The sequence below is a fragment of the Mesorhizobium sp. M0983 genome (assembly GCF_040318975.1).
Lineage (GTDB): Bacteria > Pseudomonadota > Alphaproteobacteria > Rhizobiales > Rhizobiaceae > Mesorhizobium.
On record NZ_JAMYNH010000001.1, the window covers coordinates 25162 to 40316 of the forward strand.

The window sequence follows — 15155 nt, forward strand, 5'->3', positions numbered from 1 at the left end:
ATGAACATCCACGAAAAATTGGACGAGCGCTGCGGGCTCGCGAAAACCTATGCCGAAGACGGCGCGTTTCACTCGGCGGCTCGGGTCTTGAAAGACCTAGCCGCCACCGTCGAACAGCACGCAATCGCCTGCGATCGGATGCTTCTCGAAGCAACGGTGGATCCTGAGGTGCGCCCATGACGCTCTGGATCGAAACGCTTGAGCGCCTCGTCACGCTGCTCGATGAGAAGCTGGCGGTCGCCAAGGCCGAAACCGGCGAATTCAGGCACGCCGACTATTCGGCGTGGCGCGCCGGTCACGACAGGGCAGAGGCCAAGCTGATCGAGTTCTTCACGAACGAGGAAGGCGCAAGGTTCAACCCGCGCCCGGCGGGTGAACATTCGGTCACGATGGCCGGGTTCCGCGCCAGCTCGACCAGCGGGACAACCGGCGCGCTGACGAACTGGCGCACGGCCGCCCGAAAGAAGATCGCGGCCGAAGACGGCTTCAATCCGCACGGCAGCGGCCCAATGCCGATCGAGCGGAGGGACGAGCCATGACCTCGATCTGGATCGACGGCCGGCACATGAGCATCCGCAGCTATGGAGCCACAGCCAAAGGCCCGCGCGCCATCGTCAAGGTAGAGATCGAGGTGAACGACCCTGCCTCGCTCGGCTATCTCCTCAAGGAGATTGGCGAAGTAAAACAGACGGTCGATCGTGAGGTCGACGAAGGGCGCAAAGCCGAGCGTGAGGCTAAAAAGCGGTCCGTCGCTGGTCGGCAGAAGCCTTTGGCGCTGCCCTATTTTGGTGGGAGCGGCTCATGAGCTCGCTCGCCGCCATCCACGTCGCCAACAAGCAGCTCGGCCTCGACGAAGACACCGCGCGCGATCTCTACCAGCGTGTCACCGGCAAGCGCAGCCTGCGCGAGATGAACGAGCGCGAGCACCTGCGCATCGTCGAGGAGCAGCGCCGGCAGGGTTTCAAGCCCGCTGAAAAGGGCCTTCAAGGCCCGTTCGCCAAGAAGCTGCAGGCGCTCTGGATCGCCGCCTGGAACCTCGGCATCGTCCGCGACCGGCGCGATGCCGCCATGCTGTCGTTCGTCAAGCGACAGACTGGCATCGAGCACACAAGGTTCCTGCTCGATGCCGAAGACTCCGCCAAAGCGATCGACGCGCTGAAGGCGTGGATGACGCGGGAGGCCGGCGTAGACTGGCACCTGTCCGTCAGTATGGCGGACTGGCTGCGGCTCTCCGGTGCAAAGATTGCACTCGCGCAATGGCAGCTTCTGTCGGTCGCGAAAGCCGTTGACCCCAAGGGCTTCCGCCAGTTCGTCTGGGACACCGCAAAGCCGCTCGACCAGATGACCGATCGCGACTGGCCGGTTGTGATGAACGCGCTTGGCAACATGATCAGGAAGGTACGCTGATGGCCGAGAAACACTCCACTTTGGTTGTCGAAATGGCCCGCGTCGTTCTGGCAGAGATCCCGCAGAATATCGAAGTTGACGCTGCAAGGTTCATAGCATCGGCGGACCTCTTGGTGACGCGCTTCGATGGCGCAACCCGGGCTGAATACGATGCGGTAATCCAACTCGTCGAAGAGCACAGAGGATCGATGATCCTTGATGCCATCGCCAGCGGCGTCCACAAGGCGAGGGTCGGTTGATGGTCGCCTATAGCTTCAAGGCGATGTTCGGCCCTCAGGTGTCCAGCCTGATCAAACGGCATACCGTGCGCGCCGATCGCAAGCGGCATGCCCGGTCCGGCGAGCCGGTGCAGCTCTACCAGGGCATGCGCACCCGCAACTGCGTCAAGCTGGTCGACCCCGATCCGATCTGCATCCGGGTCCGGCCGATCGCGATCGTCACCACGCCGCTCCTGGATGAGTTCATCGGCTCGATCGTCATCGACGGCCGCTCGCTGCATCGCGACGAGATCGAGGCCTTCGCCGCAGCTGACGGCTTCGGCATCGAGCATGTAGGCGATTGGCGATGGAAGCGCATCGGCAGGGTCGGGTCGGCTCGCTGGAACATGGGCGCCTTCTGGCAGGCCGAGCATGGCGCCGGTCTGTTCGAAGGCAAGCTGATCGAATGGGAGCCAGCATGAGCGTGCGTCGTCGTCACACCGGCAGGGTCAAGATTGACTTCGCCAAGATCGAGGCATTCGCCGCCTCGGAGCTGGCCGCCAATGCCCTTGCGGCTGCGAAGGGCTGCGACTGGACGCTGACCAAGCATTCGGCGCTCTACCGCTGCCGCAGCGGCCTCTATACGCTCTGCCTGATCTGGCATGGGCCGAACCGCGAGACGCTCACCACCACCATGCGCAATCTGCGGCTGGAGCTGGCGTGAGCGACGAGCTGCGATCCGCCGAGCTACTGGCCATGCTTGGCCCGGCGGATTTCGTGCGCCTCGCGGAAACCTATGGCGGCCGCCGCCTCTACGTGCCGGCGTCCGGTGACGACACCGACCTTGCCAAGAACCTCGGCGCTGCCGCGGCCAAGAAACTTGCCCGCCGCTATTCCGGATCGTATATCCGCGTGCCTCTTGCCCGCGAGCTTCGGGCACGGCAGTATCGCGCGAACGGCGCCTCGAACGGCGAGATCGCCGGACGGCTCGGCATCACCGAGACCGGCGTCGACAAGCTCTTCCGGCGCATGCCGGACAAGCCCGTCAAGGGCAGCCACGATCCGCGCCAAGCCGACCTCTTTTCCAGCAACTGACAGACCGCCCGCTTTGGCGGGCATGATTGCCGCCTGCCGCCGAAGGCATGGTGTTGCGAAATGGCCGGGACCTCTCCCGGCCGATTTCACAGGCGGACACTCCATGACCATTCCCAGCGGCTGGCTGCCCAATGCGACCATCCAGCGCGTCATCCTCCATTGGACGGCCGGTGGCCACAAGGCGACGGATTTCGACCGCCAGCACTACCACCTGTTGATCGAAGATGACGGCAAGCTGATCCGTGGCGTCCCGTCGATCGACCTCAATTCGCTGCCCAAGGCCAAGGCCGGCTATGCCGCGCACACGCTGAACTGCAACACCGGCTCGATCGGCGTCTCGATGTGCGCCATGGCCGGCGCGATCGAGCGGCCGTTCAACGCTGGCTCGCAGCCGCTCACGAAGGCGCAGTGGGACGCCGCAGCGTCCGTCGTCGCCGAACTCTGCCGCCGCTACACCATTTCTGTAGGACCAAAGACCGTGCTGTCGCATGCCGAGGTGCAAGCCAATCTCGGCATCCAGCAGCGCGGCAAATGGGACATCGCCAAGCTGCCGTTCGATCCCGCTTTCGATACAGCGCGCGAATGCGGCGACCGCTTCCGGGCCGAGGTGAAGGCGAAGCTCTGATGCCGCTTGTTCAGAAGAGCCGCCGTTTCTCGAAGGGGCTGGTCATCATCAATTGCGCCCTGGCTTGGGCGGCAGTGTTCGCGTCGATCGTCTATGCGCAGGCCGCTTACGTGGCCGCGACGGCGATCGGCCTCATCTTGGCAGTCAGCGGCGCCTACATGGGCGTCGGCCACATGGACCTGAGGCAGATGGTGCGGGCGATGTTGGCGGGGCAACTAGCGCCCCCCATCGCGGTGAGCGATGGCGGAGAGCCGGACGAGAATGGCGGTCTGCAATGACTGGCGCGGCCATCGGCTTGTTCTTGCGAAAGTGGGGGCTGCCCCTTCTTACGTTCGGCATCACGCTCCCGGTCTGGGTTTTCCTCGTCGCCGGTATCTGGCTGTGGTGGGACAAGACCTCGGCCGTGCGCCAGGCCGTCGACAAGGCCGTGACGGAACTCGTCGCCGGTGCCCAGCTCGACGCTCTCAATGCCGAGCTGGTCGAACAGCGCCGGCTGCGCGCCTGGAGCGACGGCAAGGCCGACGAAGCCAGCAAGATCGCGAATGATGAACGGGCTGCGCGCGTCCACCTCGAGACCACGCTCACACTGACCGACGACAAAAAAAGGAAAGCGGAAAATGAACTCGCCGTGCTTCAAGCCCGTGTTGACGGCCTTGTTGATCAGCAGCTGCTTGACAGCCTGCACAACCGATAAGGCCGCCCTGGGCAAAGCCTACGCCGACAAGGCGAAGGCCGGCGTCGTCGAGGAGGCGTTGGCGCAAGCCGATCGCGAGGTGCTCGAAGCGCGGCGCATGCCCGACTACCCGCCAGAATGCCGCCGCCACCATCGCAGCGGCATCAAGCTGGGCGACAAGCTCGGCGTCGCCAACAAGAAGGCCGACATCGCCCTCGGCAATGCTAACGCCCAGATCGACGGCTGCGCCGGCTGGTACGACGAGCGCCGGGCCGCGAGGGATCCGAAATGACGGCGGGCAACGCAGCCATCGACTTGGCCGAGCGGCGCGTCGAGCAGGAGTGCGCCGCCGGCGTCGCGCGCATCCAGGCGGCGATCCGCGGTCAATACGCCGCCGTCGAGGTGACCAGCTCGCCGTTCTGCGACTGCGGCGAGCGTATACCCGATGCCCGGCGTCACGCGGTCCCGAACTGCACTAGGTGCATCGACTGCGAAACCTTCATCGAACGACAGAGCCGGAGACGAGCCTGATGGACATTACGCCCTTGATGCCCTGGCTGGTCGCCATCTCGACGATCCTGTCGCTGGGAACGACCGTGTTCACCTTGCTGACCTCTGGCGCCAAGAAGACGGCCACCGATCTTTCGACGCACAAGAAAGAGACCGGCGAACGCTATGCCGAGTTGGAGAAGACGCTGGACGGCCACGGCGCTCGCATCCAGTCGATCGAAAGCGAAATGAAGCATCTGCCGGATGCGACGGCATTCATGGATCTGCGGCTCGCCGTGTCCGAGATCAAGGGCGATGCCGGAAAGCAGGCCGAGGTGGTCAATGGCATCGCCCGCACCGTCCACCGCATGGAGAATTTCTTGCTATCGGGATCGAAGAGCGAATGACAGACTTTGACGCCTACCTGACCTACGACGCCCGGCTGGTCATCCTGCGGGAACTGCACAAGCAGACCGACGGCCGCCTCAACGAGGCGCTGTTGACGAAGACGCTCGACACCTTCGGCCACAACCGATCGCGCGAGTGGGTCCGCACGCAGCTTCGCAAGCTCGCCGAATTGGACGCGGTGAAGGTGACCGAGGTCGGCACCTTCATGGTCGCGGCCATCACGCGCGCCGGCGTCGACCATGTGGAACGGCGCGCGATCATCGAAGGCGTGGCCCGACCCTCGCCGGAGGCCTGACATGGCGCGCAAAGGCCGAGGTCAGCTTTCGGCGATCGAGCGCCTGCCCGAGGAGTGCGGCCCGATCATCACCTGGGCGGCCACCGCGCTGCAGGACCGCGATCGTACGCAGAGCGAGATCTACGAGGAATTCTTCCTGAAGATGCAGGCCCTGCAGGCCGAGCACAAAGGCGAGCTGGAATTCGTCATCCCCTCTTTCTCGGCCTTCAATCGCTATTCGATCAAGTTGGCGATGATGACGCGCCGGCTGGAAGACACCCGCGAGATCGCCGCCACAATCTCGAAACGGTTCGACGCGCAAAGCTCGGACGATCTGACGCTGATCGCGGCCGAAGCGATCAAGACGCTGGTGTTCGAGCTTTTGACCGATGCCGGCGAGAGCGGGCTGGCGCCGATCGGCGCGATGCAGCTGGCCACGGCACTGAAGATGGCGACGCAGGCGCAGAGCGTTTCCAGCGACCGGCGCACCAAGGTGGCGAAGGAGTTCAAGGCCGATGTCGAAAAGGCCGTCGATACCGTCGCCAAGGCGAAGGGCATGTCGGCCGAGACGGCCGAGGCGATCAAGGCGCAAATCCTGGGCGTGAGGGCATCATGACGCATCCGGCAATCTCAGTCACCTTTTCGGCCTTCGACTTCGGCTGTTTGCGCGGCCTGCTTGTCCATGAGATCGCCAACGTCGAACGGCGCTTGACGGTTGTGGGCTATCCCGTCGCGCCGGGCGACAAGGAAATGACCGACGCCTATCTCCGGCAGCTCCGCTCGGCCCTGGCGACGGTTGAGGAAGTCTATGACGGGATCGGCTCGACATGAACGACCGCAAGAAGGTCGCGAAAATCGCGTTGCCGCGGTCGCCCGCGCCGGGCGCCAGCGCCACGACGACGGTCATCTTCGACGGCAACGGCATCCCGATCGGTGGCACGACCGGAGACAATCATCCGGCGAATGCCGAACTTCTGGTGCACACCTTCAACTTCGCGTGGTCGGACAAGTCTGCAGGAGGCCTGCATTGAGCAACACGATCCGCCTGGAGCTATCGACCGACGAGGCAGCATGCCTCAACAACGCTCTGCGCCTGGAGATGCAGGCCGCTGAAAAGCGGCGCAAGCTGCCGGCATGGATCGGTGTCGACGAATACATCCGGCGGCTCGACGCCTGCATTCAGAAGGTGACCAAGGCCTTTGAGAAAGCGACTGGCGCATGAACGGCGAGGCGATCAACGCGCATATCATCGGCGTGAGGGCGAACTGATGTCAGCCCGATTGCATTGCCTGGTTCCGTTCTGCCGGCGTACGCGCAAGGCCGATTGCCGTGAGTGGATCTGCGGGCCTCACTGGATCGCGATTTCCGTTCACCTGCGGCGGCGCAAATCCAAGCTCTATCGACGCTATCGTCGCTTGTTCGGGGATAATGGGTTCTGGACCTATCCGCCCGGATCGCCGCCGCGACTCCAGGCGGTGAAGCTCGATCGGCTTTGCGGCCGCGCCTGGGATCGGTGCAAGCGGGCGGCGATCGAAAGGGCCGCCGGAATATGACCGGCCCGATCTCCAAAGAGGAATGGGAAAAGGTTCGCCGCGAGAGCATGGCGAACCTCGACCACGTCATCCAAAGCGTCGGGCTGCCCAGCGTGCTGGTCGGTTATCAGAGCCGCACCGTCTCGCTGCTCGAAAGCACGGCTGTCCGGGTCCTGTTCATCGAGAAGAGTCGGCGCATCGGCGAGACCTGGGCGCTGGCCTCCTATGCCGTGCTGCGCGCCGGCCGGGCCAAGGATGCCGGCGGCATGGACGCCATGTACATCTCTTATTCGCAGGAGATGACGCGCGAATTCATTGACGCCTGCGCCATGTGGGCCAGGGCTTTCGCGCACGCCGCTATTGCCCAGGAAGAGTTCCTGTTCGACGACACGGACGCGGCCCATCCGGGTGAGACCCGGCAAATCAAAGCCTTCCGCATCCAGTTCGCGTCCGGCTTCGAAATCCTGGCATTGTCGTCGGCACCGCGTACGCTTCGCGGCAAGCAGGGCCTGGTCATCATCGACGAGGCGGCATTCGTCGACAGCCTGAAGGAACTCCTGAAAGCCGCCCTGGCCAACCTGATGTGGGGCGGCCAGGTCGTAGTCTGCTCGACCCATAACGGCGCCGACAACGAATTCAACGTTCAGGTCCAGGACATCCTGAGCGGCCGACAACCGAAGTTCCGCCACCTGAAGATCGATTTCGACCAGGCGCTGCTGGAAGGGTTTTACCAGCGCATCTGCCTGGTGAAGGGCGAGGAGTGGTCGCCCGAGGGCGAGGCAGCGTGGCGCCAGGACATCATCGACTTTTACGGCGACGGCGCCGACGAGGAGCTGTTCTGCATTCCGTCCATGGGCTCCGGCGCATGGCTGACCAGTCCGCTGATCGAAGCGCGCATGACGCTGACGCCGGAAGAGGCTCCCGTCATCCGCATCAATCTGCCACTCGATTTCCTGCACCGGCCCGAGCTGGAGCGCCGGCATCTGATGGCGCCGCATCTGGACGCGATCAAGAAAGTGGTCGACGGACTTGACGAGAACCGCCAGCACGCCTTCGGCTATGACCCGGCGCGCAAGGCCGATCCTGCAATCATGTCGCTGCTGTCGATCGACAAGGTGCTTCGGCGCGAGGCAGCGCTCACCGTTGAATTGCGCAACGTGCCGTTCCAGGAGCAGAAGGAAATCGCCACCCTGATGCTGAAGCGGGCGCCGCGGCTCTGCGGGGCAGCAGTGGACGCGACCGGCGTCGGCATGAACCTTGCCGAGGATCTCGGCCGGTCGTTCGGCCTGCACACCGAGGAGACACCCGGCGGCCTGGTCTGGTCGGTGACGCTCAGCCAGAACTGGTACAACGAGAATTTCCCGCCGCTTAAAACAGCCTTTGAAGACGCCGACATCGCCCTGACCAGGGACGCCGAGCATGCGGTGGATCTTCGCCTGGTCAAGATCATCCGCGGCATACCGTCGATCCCGCCGGAGCGCGTTGGCATGGCCGGCGCCAAGCGGCACGGCGATTTCGCGGTCGCGCTCGTCCTGGCGTATTTCGCCAGCCGCATGCAGTGGCACGAATATGCCTATCAGCCGGCAGCGATCGCCAAGAGCCGCTTTGAAGAAAGTTCGGAGGGCGCGTGGCGGAACCGGTCCGATGACATCGAGGGCAGCTTCCGTATGGCATCCGCCCGCCGCAACCGTGGGATTTTCTAATGGCTGAAGAATTCAAAGGGATCGTCGACCGCTACGGCCGCCCGATCGCCAAAGCCGCCTTGAAGGTCGAGCAGGCGGCTCCGACTGGCAGCGGCGTTCGCCGCCACGATGCCCTTCACCCGGCGGCTGGCCTCACCCCCGGCCGGCTGGCCGGCATCTTGCGGGCGTCGATTGACAACGATCCCGAGAGCTACCTCGCCCTGGCTGAAGACATGGAGGAGCGCGATCCGCACTATGCCGGCGTGCTTGGCGTGCGCAAGCGGCAGGTTTCTGGCCTAGAGATCACCGTTGAAGCGGCCGGCGAGGATGCCGCCAGTGTCGAGCATGCCGACCTGGTGCGTGAAGTCATCGAGCGAGACGGCTTCGAGGACGAGCTGTTCGATATTCTCGACGCGGTCGGAAAGGGCTTCTCCTGCACGGAGATCATTTGGGACACGTCCGAAGGACAATGGCGGCCGAAGCGACTGGCGTGGCGCGATCCGCGCTGGTTTGTCTTCGATCAGGTCGACGGTGAAACGCCCTTGCTGCGTGACGCAGGCCAGAACGTCCCGCTCAATCCCTATCAGTGGATCTACCATTCGGCCAAGGTGAAGTCCGGCCTGCCGATCCGGGGCGGCATCGCGCGTGCCGTCGCATGGACCTTTCTGTTCAAGAGCTTCACAATCAAGGATTGGGCAATCTTCTGCGAAGCCTATGGCCAGCCGCTCCGCCTGGGAAAATATGACGCCGGCGCGTCCGAGAAGGACAAGCAAATCCTGCTTGATGCGGTGAGCAACATCGGCGTCGACTATGCCGCCATAGTCCCCGCGTCGATGGCAGTCGAGTTCATTAAGGCCGACATTTCGGGGTCGCATGGGCTCTATAAGGAGCGCGCCGACTGGCTCGACCAGCAGACGTCCAAGGTGGTGCTCGGACAGACGGGAACAACGGATGCAATCGCTGGCGGCTATGCAGTCGGCAAAACCCATGACGGCGTGCGTGAGGATATCGAGAAAGCCGACGGCCGCCAGATCGCAGCCACGCTGAACCGTGACCTCACCCGGCCGACGGTCGATCTGAATTTCGGGCCGCAAAAAAAGTATCCAAGGATCTTGATCGGCCGGCCGGAGCAGGTCGACATCAAATCGTTGGTCGACAATGTGACCAAACTTGTTCCCCTGGGCTTGAAAGTCGGGATGTCGACGATGCGTGATCGTATCGGCCTTCCAGACCCCGCCAAGGGCGAAGAACTGCTCGTGCCACCGAAAGGTCCGGCCCCGACTGACCCGCCTGATGACAACCCGCCCCCGCCACTGAAACCCGGCGAGACCGAACAGACGGTCCACTCCACCGCGGGCACCGGCACCCGCGATGCGATCGAGCGCTCGACGGACGCCATGCTGGCCGATTGGGAGCCGCTGGTCTCGCCGATCGTAGCCGGCCTCGACGCGGAGATCGCAGCCGCCAGCTCCGTAGCCGATGTGAAGGCGCTGCTTTCAAAGCGCTTTGCCGGGCTCGATGCCGCCGCGTTGACCGAGCTGCTCGCCCGATCGGCATTTGCAGCCCTGCTCGCAGGCCAAGTTGACGACACGCTCTGAAGGGAACTCCGATGGTCTATTTCTTCGCGCTCTGTTCGTTCCTCGCCCTGCTCGGCTTCTTCATCAACTCCAAACGCCGAAATGGGCACGGCATGGCATACAGCGCCGCTATGATCGTGATCTGGATGCTCGCGGCGCTATGGTGGTCGGGCAGGATCGGTTGAGCCTGTGACCGCAGATCTGAAGCCACTGCCGCCGGCCGATGCGATCGCGGCGCTGTTTGCGCGCGGCCAGCGCTTCGATCCCGAATTCTCCTGGCTGGACACTTGGCAGGACGTGCATGCCCGCAGCTTCACGGTGGCGAAGTCGGCCGGCTTCGACATCCTGGGCGACATCTACCAGGCATTGCTGGTCGCCCTTTCGCAGGGCAAGACCTTTGCCCAGTTCGGCGCCGAGCTGACGCCGCTGCTTCAGACAAAGGGTTGGTGGGGTCAGCAGCCTGCCTTTGATCCGCTCTCCGGCGAAACCCGCTGGTCGCAGCTCGGCAGCGTCAGGCGGCTCACCACCATCTTCGACGTCAACATGCGGGTGAGCTATGCCGCCGGCCATTGGTCGTCGTTCGAGCGCAACAAGGCCACACGGCCGTTCCTGCGCTATGTCCATCTGGAAGGCCAGGAGCACCCGCGCCCGCTTCATGCGCTCTGGCACAACACGGTGCTGCCGGTCGACCATCCCTGGTGGAACACCCATGCATGCCCCAACGGGTGGAACTGCCATTGCACGCTGCAGAGCCTCTCGCAGCGTGACATCGACCGGCTGCAGCGAGAGGGCGAGATCCTGAAGTTCGAGCCGGTGTCCGGCACGATGCGCAAGTTCGTCAACAACCGCACCGGCGAGGTCACGACCGTTCCGGATGGCATCGATCCGGGCTGGGCTTACAATCCCGGAAAGGCGGGCTACCTCTCTGTCGTCGAGCAGGATCTGGCGCGAAAGTCCGGGGCGTCCGACTGGCTTCTCCCTTCGTCCTGACCGTCCCCACAGGATCGCCGCACAGCCGCACAGGAGGCCCGTGGGGCGTGGCACTGGTGCGCGAAGCGCCGTTTGCCGCTGTAGACCCGTTCAAAACCGATTTTAGGGGCTATCTGACTCCTGAGCGAGGTGATCGTAACGCAGCCTTGCCGGTTGCCTCTCGCTCGGCTACCGTTGCCTTGCGAATTCGGCGGCGGACCTGTCACGATCGGTCCCGCCAGTTCGATCCCCCAAGCTTCGACCACCGCCCGCCATGGCGGGCATGATTTGACGGCGTCGGCCGGGCCAATGTCCGGCGATGCAAAACGCACTTGCCGCACTTCTTTCGGCCGCCCTGGTCGCTTCGCATTCCACGGCGCTGACGCCGGCGGATGCGAATGGTTCGTGGGTGCAGCTGACGCCGGCCGGAACTTTTTCCGGGCGCACCGGCCAGGGTCCGTGGGTGACCGGCGACAAGGCATCCATGGAAACCATCGTCGCCAACACACAGCGCTACGCCGGCTCGACCGACCTCGTCATCGACTATGACCACCAGGCCGTCTTCAGCGCCGTGCCGGGTGTTGGCGGAACAGCGAAAGCTGCCGGCTGGATCAAGGAGCTGCAGGCGCGCGACGACGGCATTTGGGGCCGCGTCGAATGGACTGTGGCGGCGGCCACCGCGATCAAGGCCAGTGAGTACCGGTACCTGTCGCCCGTCTTCTTCCACGACAAGACCACCGGCCGGGTGCTCGCCATCCGCATGGCCGGCCTGACCAACACGCCGAACCTCGACCTGGTCGCGGTCGCGGCGAGTGCTCTTTTCCCTCTCAACAACCCAACCGGAGACAGCATGGAAAAAATCCTTGCAGCCCTTGGCCTTGCCAAAGGTACGACCGAAGACAGCGTCGTCGCTGCCATCAACACCATGCAGACCAGCAGCAAGGCGATCGCCAAGGCCGCCGGTCTAGCCGAGACGGCCAATCAGGCCGAGATCCTGACGGCGGTCAATTCCATCGTCTCTGATCGGACGAAGCTCGCCGCCGCCGCCGGCCTCGCTGCCGACGCCAAGCCCGACGACATCGTCACGGCGGTCCAGTCGGCGATCGCCGGCAAGGTGGACCCGACCAAGTTCGTGCCGATCGCGATGGTCACCGAACTCCAGGGAGACCTGAAGAAGCTGCGCGAGGATCTGACCGCCGACAAGGCCAGCGAGGCAGTCAATAGCGCGATCGAGGCTGGCAAGATCGCGCCGGCCCAGAAGGAATGGGCGCTCGGCTACGCCAAGGCCGATCTCAAGGCCTTCGACACCTTCGTTGGCAACGCGCCGGTGATGACGGCGTCACAGATCCGCACGTCCAAGAAGCCGGACGGCGACAACGTCGGCCTGTCGGATGCCGACATCGCCGTCTGCAACGCCATGGGCCTCGATCCGAAGAAATTCGCCGAGACCCTCAAGCTCAACAAGGAAACCGTCTGATGGTCGCGTCCAAGGATCTTGAAATCCCGGCTCGCTCCGGCGACCGCTTCGGCTACCCGGTCAAGTCGGGTGTCCGCATCTTCCGGAAGTCGATCGTAGCCCTGCTAGCAACCGGCATGGCGGTTCCCGCCGGCACCGCAGGAGCGGTGTCCATCGTCGGCCTGGCTGAAGGCAATGTTGACAACCGCGACGGCGCCGACGGCGATCTGAACGTCGAGGCGCTTCGCGGCTGCTTCGGCTTAGTCTTCGCTGCCGACGAGGTAGACATCGGCCGGCCGGTCTATGCCGTCGACGATCAGACGCTGAGCTTCGACGGCTCAGGCGGTCGCCTCCTGGCGGGCACGATCGCCGGCATTGGCGATGGCCGCACCTGGATCGATATCCCGGCAGCGGAGAAGGTCATGATCCCGCTGGCCACCCGCATCGCTACCTTGGTCGGCGCCGGCGTCACCAGGACGATCGCATCCGTCAAGGGCCGCATCACCCGGCTGCGCAGCGTCACCGACGGCATCCTGACCACCGGGGACGCCACCATCACCTGCGCCATCAACGGCGTTCCGGTAACCACCGGCGTCATCACCATCACCCAGGCCGGCTCGGCCGCGGGCGACGTGGACACGGTGGTGCCGACCGCCCTCAACGAGGTCAACCCCGGCGACGTGATCAGCTTCACGGTCGGCGGAACCAACGCAACCGCAACTCCGGCGACCGTCGTCGCCGAGATCGCGCAGTAGGAGAAGGCTTCAGATGGACATTAATGCTTCCACGCTGCGCAGCGTCTACACGGGGCTCAGCACCGCGTTCAACGCGCGGCTCGAAACGACCACGACCCTCTACAAGACGGTCGGCATGGACGTGCCTTCGAGCACGGCTATGAACGAGTATCCGCGCATGGACGATCTTCCCGGCATCCGCGAATGGGTCGGTGATCGCCTCGTCCACGATCTGTCGGCACAGACCTATATCGTCCGCAACAAGGAGTTCGAGGGCACGATCGGCGTCAAGCGCTCCTCGATCGAGGATGACCAGTTTGGCTTCTACACGACCATCGCCAGCCAGATGGGCCAGGACGCGGCCGAGTTTCCGGACCAGCTCGTCTGGCCACTCTGGAAGGCGGGCGACGCCACCCTTTGCTACGATGGCCAGAACTTCTTCGACACCGACCATCCCGGCTTCGACGAGAACGGTGCGGAGACCTCAGTCTCGAACTTCACCGCCGGCGCCGGCCCGGCCTGGTACCTGGTCGACGACACCCGGGTGATCAAGCCGATGGTGTTCCAGAAGCGAAAGCCGTTCAAGCTTGTGCCGATGGACCGGGAGACCGACACCAACGTCTTCATGAAGGGTCAGTTCATGTATGGCGTCGACGGCCGCTGCAACGCCGGCTTCGGCCTGTGGCAGCTCGCCCATATGTCCAAGGCAACCCTGACCCCCGCCAATTTCCAGGCGGCGCGGGAAGCCATGGCCGCGATCCGCAAGAAGAACGGCCAGGTCATCAACATCAACCCGACCAAGCTGATCGTCCCGCCCTCACTCGAAGCCGATGCCAAGCAGATCGTCGAAACCATGCTGATCAATGGCGGCGACAGCAACATCTGGTTCAAGGCGGCGGAAGTCGTGAAGGTCCCGCTGCTCGGCTGATCGAAGCCGATCGCACCTTTGGCCTGCCGGCACCGCCCAACGGGTGCCGGCGGGTTTTTCGGAAGCAGCCGAAGCCCGGCTTCTTCCGCAAGACCCAAGAGGAACCCCTATGACCACGACAGTTAAAGTCCACGTGAACGGCAACTTCCGCGCCACCGTCAAGCAGGACGACCGCGAACCGGTCGAAATCAACCCTGGCGAGGAGCGGTCGTTCTTTCTGCCTCACCCGGCAAGCAGCACCTTTTCTATTACGGAAGTCCCAGTCGATTCCAACGCCGGATAGGACGCTGCCGAATTTCGCCCTGCCGGCTTCGGCCGGCGGGTTTTCGAAAAGCAGCCCGCGAAGGCTCCTTTTCAAAGACCCGGAAACGAGGATTGAACGATGGCGAAAGCCCCGAGAACCCGCAATGCGAAGTCAGTAGTCGCGGATCAGAATATCGCGGCGAATGCTTCGCCTGAAGCCGGCGCCACCATGTTGGCACCGGCCGTTCCGTCGCTGGGGGCAGCGACGGAGAACAGCTCCACCATTCAAGAGGGCGTAACCGCTTCGGCGGCCAGCCCAACCACGGTAGCGACGACAAACGCTGCCGTGGAACCATCCGGCCGTGCGGTTGTCGAGCACGCGCCGGATGCCCCGTCGCCACAGGCGACGGGGACCATTTCCCCCGATAACCCCCCGGAGAGTGAGGGCCAGGGCGGAGCCGGCAATGGGGCCGGCTCCGCCGAGTCGCTCCCTCAATTTCTCGCAAACGACGAATTCAACGGGCCGGGAGGCGATCCGGACGAAATGGACTACGGCACCCTGAAGGACTTGGACACGCGCCTCGGCACGGCAGAGAACGAGTTCCGCTCCAAGTTCCCGCGCATAGCCGCCGCGATCGACGCCTGGCAGGCAGCCAATGCTGACGGAGATGTGCCGAGCGGCGTTCGCATCCGGTCGAAGCTCGACGGGTTCCGCCGTGCCGGCATCGCCCACTCCAAGGCGCCGGTCGAGCACGCCATGGAGGCGTTCAAAGGCCCCGAGCAGCTGGAGGCCCTTTTCGCCGAACCGAACCTGGTCGTGGAGCTGATCTGACCGTGCATGTCTTCCTGCCCATTTGGCTCGTGCC

The 15155-nt window shown here is 64.1% G+C and carries 28 protein-coding genes; all 28 read left to right on the forward strand.

Translation table 11 applies throughout. From position 1 onward, the window contains the following. The 28 genes from NKH71_RS00205 (at position 1) to NKH71_RS00340 (ending at position 15121) form a co-directional block, all read left to right on the forward strand. On the forward strand, positions 1-180 hold the full coding sequence (locus NKH71_RS00205) for a hypothetical protein (protein ID WP_352894027.1): 180 nt from the start codon (positions 1-3) through the stop codon (positions 178-180). Then, positions 177-539 carry a hypothetical protein gene (locus NKH71_RS00210; protein ID WP_352894028.1) on the forward strand — a complete coding sequence of 121 codons (363 nt, stop codon included), beginning with the start codon at positions 177-179 and terminating at the stop codon, positions 537-539. Before NKH71_RS00205 ends, NKH71_RS00210 begins: the two co-directional genes overlap by 4 nt. Then, the gene (locus tag NKH71_RS00215) at positions 536-805 is read left to right on the forward strand and encodes a hypothetical protein (RefSeq protein WP_352894029.1); all 270 of its coding nucleotides are present in this window, start codon (positions 536-538) and stop codon (positions 803-805) included. The genes NKH71_RS00210 and NKH71_RS00215 overlap by 4 nt, the downstream gene beginning before the upstream one ends. After that, complete coding sequence (locus NKH71_RS00220; protein ID WP_352894030.1) at positions 802-1407, forward strand: regulatory protein GemA; 606 nt, start codon at positions 802-804, stop codon at positions 1405-1407. Before NKH71_RS00215 ends, NKH71_RS00220 begins: the two co-directional genes overlap by 4 nt. Next, positions 1407-1646: a hypothetical protein gene (locus NKH71_RS00225; protein ID WP_352894032.1), complete on the forward strand. Its 240-nt coding sequence runs from the start codon at positions 1407-1409 to the stop codon at positions 1644-1646. The genes NKH71_RS00220 and NKH71_RS00225 overlap by 1 nt, the downstream gene beginning before the upstream one ends. After that, the gene (locus NKH71_RS00230; protein ID WP_352894034.1) at positions 1646-2086 is read left to right on the forward strand and encodes an ASCH domain-containing protein; all 441 of its coding nucleotides are present in this window, start codon (positions 1646-1648) and stop codon (positions 2084-2086) included. Before NKH71_RS00225 ends, NKH71_RS00230 begins: the two co-directional genes overlap by 1 nt. Further along, positions 2083-2328 carry a hypothetical protein gene (locus tag NKH71_RS00235; RefSeq protein WP_352894035.1) on the forward strand — a complete coding sequence of 82 codons (246 nt, stop codon included), beginning with the start codon at positions 2083-2085 and terminating at the stop codon, positions 2326-2328. Before NKH71_RS00230 ends, NKH71_RS00235 begins: the two co-directional genes overlap by 4 nt. Next, positions 2325-2699 carry a hypothetical protein gene (locus NKH71_RS00240; RefSeq protein WP_352894037.1) on the forward strand — a complete coding sequence of 125 codons (375 nt, stop codon included), beginning with the start codon at positions 2325-2327 and terminating at the stop codon, positions 2697-2699. Before NKH71_RS00235 ends, NKH71_RS00240 begins: the two co-directional genes overlap by 4 nt. A gap of 103 nt (positions 2700-2802) precedes the next feature. After that, positions 2803-3324, forward strand: a complete 522-nt coding sequence (locus NKH71_RS00245; protein ID WP_352894039.1) for a peptidoglycan recognition protein family protein — start codon at positions 2803-2805, stop codon at positions 3322-3324. Further along, positions 3324-3602: a hypothetical protein gene (locus NKH71_RS00250; RefSeq protein WP_352894041.1), complete on the forward strand. Its 279-nt coding sequence runs from the start codon at positions 3324-3326 to the stop codon at positions 3600-3602. The genes NKH71_RS00245 and NKH71_RS00250 overlap by 1 nt, the downstream gene beginning before the upstream one ends. Then, entirely contained in the window at positions 3599-4018 is a 420-nt protein-coding gene (locus tag NKH71_RS00255) for a hypothetical protein (protein WP_352894043.1), read from the forward strand. The genes NKH71_RS00250 and NKH71_RS00255 overlap by 4 nt, the downstream gene beginning before the upstream one ends. Continuing rightward, complete coding sequence (locus tag NKH71_RS00260) at positions 3996-4289, forward strand: hypothetical protein (protein ID WP_352894045.1); 294 nt, start codon at positions 3996-3998, stop codon at positions 4287-4289. Before NKH71_RS00255 ends, NKH71_RS00260 begins: the two co-directional genes overlap by 23 nt. Then, the gene (locus tag NKH71_RS00265) at positions 4286-4528 is read left to right on the forward strand and encodes a TraR/DksA C4-type zinc finger protein (protein WP_352894047.1); all 243 of its coding nucleotides are present in this window, start codon (positions 4286-4288) and stop codon (positions 4526-4528) included. Before NKH71_RS00260 ends, NKH71_RS00265 begins: the two co-directional genes overlap by 4 nt. After that, complete coding sequence (locus tag NKH71_RS00270) at positions 4528-4893, forward strand: DUF2730 family protein (RefSeq protein ID WP_352894049.1); 366 nt, start codon at positions 4528-4530, stop codon at positions 4891-4893. The genes NKH71_RS00265 and NKH71_RS00270 overlap by 1 nt, the downstream gene beginning before the upstream one ends. Then, on the forward strand, positions 4890-5189 hold the full coding sequence (locus NKH71_RS00275) for a VpaChn25_0724 family phage protein (protein ID WP_352894050.1): 300 nt from the start codon (positions 4890-4892) through the stop codon (positions 5187-5189). Before NKH71_RS00270 ends, NKH71_RS00275 begins: the two co-directional genes overlap by 4 nt. Before the next feature lies 1 nt (position 5190). Then, the gene (locus NKH71_RS00280; protein WP_352894052.1) at positions 5191-5784 is read left to right on the forward strand and encodes a DUF3486 family protein; all 594 of its coding nucleotides are present in this window, start codon (positions 5191-5193) and stop codon (positions 5782-5784) included. Continuing rightward, entirely contained in the window at positions 5781-5999 is a 219-nt protein-coding gene (locus NKH71_RS00285; protein WP_352546912.1) for a hypothetical protein, read from the forward strand. Before NKH71_RS00280 ends, NKH71_RS00285 begins: the two co-directional genes overlap by 4 nt. Next, complete coding sequence (locus NKH71_RS00290; RefSeq protein WP_352894054.1) at positions 5996-6199, forward strand: hypothetical protein; 204 nt, start codon at positions 5996-5998, stop codon at positions 6197-6199. Before NKH71_RS00285 ends, NKH71_RS00290 begins: the two co-directional genes overlap by 4 nt. Next, positions 6196-6390, forward strand: coding sequence for a hypothetical protein (locus NKH71_RS00295; protein WP_352894056.1), 195 nt, complete (start codon positions 6196-6198; stop codon positions 6388-6390). Before NKH71_RS00290 ends, NKH71_RS00295 begins: the two co-directional genes overlap by 4 nt. 327 nt (positions 6391-6717) lie before the next feature. Then, positions 6718-8403 carry a terminase large subunit domain-containing protein gene (locus NKH71_RS00300; RefSeq protein WP_352894059.1) on the forward strand — a complete coding sequence of 562 codons (1686 nt, stop codon included), beginning with the start codon at positions 6718-6720 and terminating at the stop codon, positions 8401-8403. Next, positions 8403-9980: a DUF935 domain-containing protein gene (locus NKH71_RS00305; RefSeq protein WP_352894062.1), complete on the forward strand. Its 1578-nt coding sequence runs from the start codon at positions 8403-8405 to the stop codon at positions 9978-9980. The genes NKH71_RS00300 and NKH71_RS00305 overlap by 1 nt, the downstream gene beginning before the upstream one ends. Before the next feature lie 11 nt (positions 9981-9991). Beyond that, complete coding sequence (locus NKH71_RS00310; RefSeq protein WP_352453352.1) at positions 9992-10144, forward strand: hypothetical protein; 153 nt, start codon at positions 9992-9994, stop codon at positions 10142-10144. 4 nt (positions 10145-10148) lie between these two features. Next, the gene (locus tag NKH71_RS00315) at positions 10149-10949 is read left to right on the forward strand and encodes a phage head morphogenesis protein (protein WP_352813545.1); all 801 of its coding nucleotides are present in this window, start codon (positions 10149-10151) and stop codon (positions 10947-10949) included. Positions 10950-11247: 298 nt separating this feature from the next. After that, complete coding sequence (locus NKH71_RS00320; RefSeq protein WP_352894064.1) at positions 11248-12405, forward strand: phage protease; 1158 nt, start codon at positions 11248-11250, stop codon at positions 12403-12405. Continuing rightward, positions 12405-13139, forward strand: coding sequence for a hypothetical protein (locus NKH71_RS00325; protein WP_352516668.1), 735 nt, complete (start codon positions 12405-12407; stop codon positions 13137-13139). The genes NKH71_RS00320 and NKH71_RS00325 overlap by 1 nt, the downstream gene beginning before the upstream one ends. A gap of 13 nt (positions 13140-13152) precedes the next feature. Beyond that, positions 13153-14046 (forward strand): Mu-like prophage major head subunit gpT family protein, encoded by an 894-nt coding sequence (locus tag NKH71_RS00330; RefSeq protein WP_352894067.1) that lies wholly within the window; start codon positions 13153-13155, stop codon positions 14044-14046. A gap of 109 nt (positions 14047-14155) precedes the next feature. After that, positions 14156-14329: a hypothetical protein gene (locus NKH71_RS00335; RefSeq protein WP_352795488.1), complete on the forward strand. Its 174-nt coding sequence runs from the start codon at positions 14156-14158 to the stop codon at positions 14327-14329. Between the two features lie 99 nt (positions 14330-14428). Then, positions 14429-15121, forward strand: a complete 693-nt coding sequence (locus NKH71_RS00340) for an HI1506-related protein (RefSeq protein ID WP_352894068.1) — start codon at positions 14429-14431, stop codon at positions 15119-15121. Positions 15122-15155 lie beyond the last annotated feature (34 nt).

Excerpts from the sequence above, each read along its gene's own strand:
- NKH71_RS00205 (WP_352894027.1), top strand. The coding sequence starts at position 1 with ATGAACATCCACGAAAAATTGGACGAGCGCTGCGGGCTCGCGAAAACC.
- NKH71_RS00210 (WP_352894028.1), top strand. The coding sequence starts at position 177 with ATGACGCTCTGGATCGAAACGCTTGAGCGCCTCGTCACGCTGCTCGAT.
- NKH71_RS00215 (WP_352894029.1), top strand. The coding sequence starts at position 536 with ATGACCTCGATCTGGATCGACGGCCGGCACATGAGCATCCGCAGCTAT.
- NKH71_RS00220 (WP_352894030.1), top strand. The coding sequence starts at position 802 with ATGAGCTCGCTCGCCGCCATCCACGTCGCCAACAAGCAGCTCGGCCTC.
- NKH71_RS00225 (WP_352894032.1), top strand. The coding sequence starts at position 1,407 with ATGGCCGAGAAACACTCCACTTTGGTTGTCGAAATGGCCCGCGTCGTT.
- NKH71_RS00230 (WP_352894034.1), top strand. The coding sequence starts at position 1,646 with ATGGTCGCCTATAGCTTCAAGGCGATGTTCGGCCCTCAGGTGTCCAGC.
- NKH71_RS00235 (WP_352894035.1), top strand. The coding sequence starts at position 2,083 with ATGAGCGTGCGTCGTCGTCACACCGGCAGGGTCAAGATTGACTTCGCC.
- NKH71_RS00245 (WP_352894039.1), top strand. The coding sequence starts at position 2,803 with ATGACCATTCCCAGCGGCTGGCTGCCCAATGCGACCATCCAGCGCGTC.
- NKH71_RS00250 (WP_352894041.1), top strand. The coding sequence starts at position 3,324 with ATGCCGCTTGTTCAGAAGAGCCGCCGTTTCTCGAAGGGGCTGGTCATC.
- NKH71_RS00255 (WP_352894043.1), top strand. The coding sequence starts at position 3,599 with ATGACTGGCGCGGCCATCGGCTTGTTCTTGCGAAAGTGGGGGCTGCCC.
- NKH71_RS00265 (WP_352894047.1), top strand. The coding sequence starts at position 4,286 with ATGACGGCGGGCAACGCAGCCATCGACTTGGCCGAGCGGCGCGTCGAG.
- NKH71_RS00270 (WP_352894049.1), top strand. The coding sequence starts at position 4,528 with ATGGACATTACGCCCTTGATGCCCTGGCTGGTCGCCATCTCGACGATC.
- NKH71_RS00275 (WP_352894050.1), top strand. The coding sequence starts at position 4,890 with ATGACAGACTTTGACGCCTACCTGACCTACGACGCCCGGCTGGTCATC.
- NKH71_RS00280 (WP_352894052.1), top strand. The coding sequence starts at position 5,191 with ATGGCGCGCAAAGGCCGAGGTCAGCTTTCGGCGATCGAGCGCCTGCCC.
- NKH71_RS00285 (WP_352546912.1), top strand. The coding sequence starts at position 5,781 with ATGACGCATCCGGCAATCTCAGTCACCTTTTCGGCCTTCGACTTCGGC.
- NKH71_RS00290 (WP_352894054.1), top strand. The coding sequence starts at position 5,996 with ATGAACGACCGCAAGAAGGTCGCGAAAATCGCGTTGCCGCGGTCGCCC.
- NKH71_RS00300 (WP_352894059.1), top strand. The coding sequence starts at position 6,718 with ATGACCGGCCCGATCTCCAAAGAGGAATGGGAAAAGGTTCGCCGCGAG.
- NKH71_RS00305 (WP_352894062.1), top strand. The coding sequence starts at position 8,403 with ATGGCTGAAGAATTCAAAGGGATCGTCGACCGCTACGGCCGCCCGATC.
- NKH71_RS00310 (WP_352453352.1), top strand. The coding sequence starts at position 9,992 with ATGGTCTATTTCTTCGCGCTCTGTTCGTTCCTCGCCCTGCTCGGCTTC.
- NKH71_RS00320 (WP_352894064.1), top strand. The coding sequence starts at position 11,248 with ATGCAAAACGCACTTGCCGCACTTCTTTCGGCCGCCCTGGTCGCTTCG.
- NKH71_RS00325 (WP_352516668.1), top strand. The coding sequence starts at position 12,405 with ATGGTCGCGTCCAAGGATCTTGAAATCCCGGCTCGCTCCGGCGACCGC.
- NKH71_RS00330 (WP_352894067.1), top strand. The coding sequence starts at position 13,153 with ATGGACATTAATGCTTCCACGCTGCGCAGCGTCTACACGGGGCTCAGC.
- NKH71_RS00335 (WP_352795488.1), top strand. The coding sequence starts at position 14,156 with ATGACCACGACAGTTAAAGTCCACGTGAACGGCAACTTCCGCGCCACC.
- NKH71_RS00340 (WP_352894068.1), top strand. The coding sequence starts at position 14,429 with ATGGCGAAAGCCCCGAGAACCCGCAATGCGAAGTCAGTAGTCGCGGAT.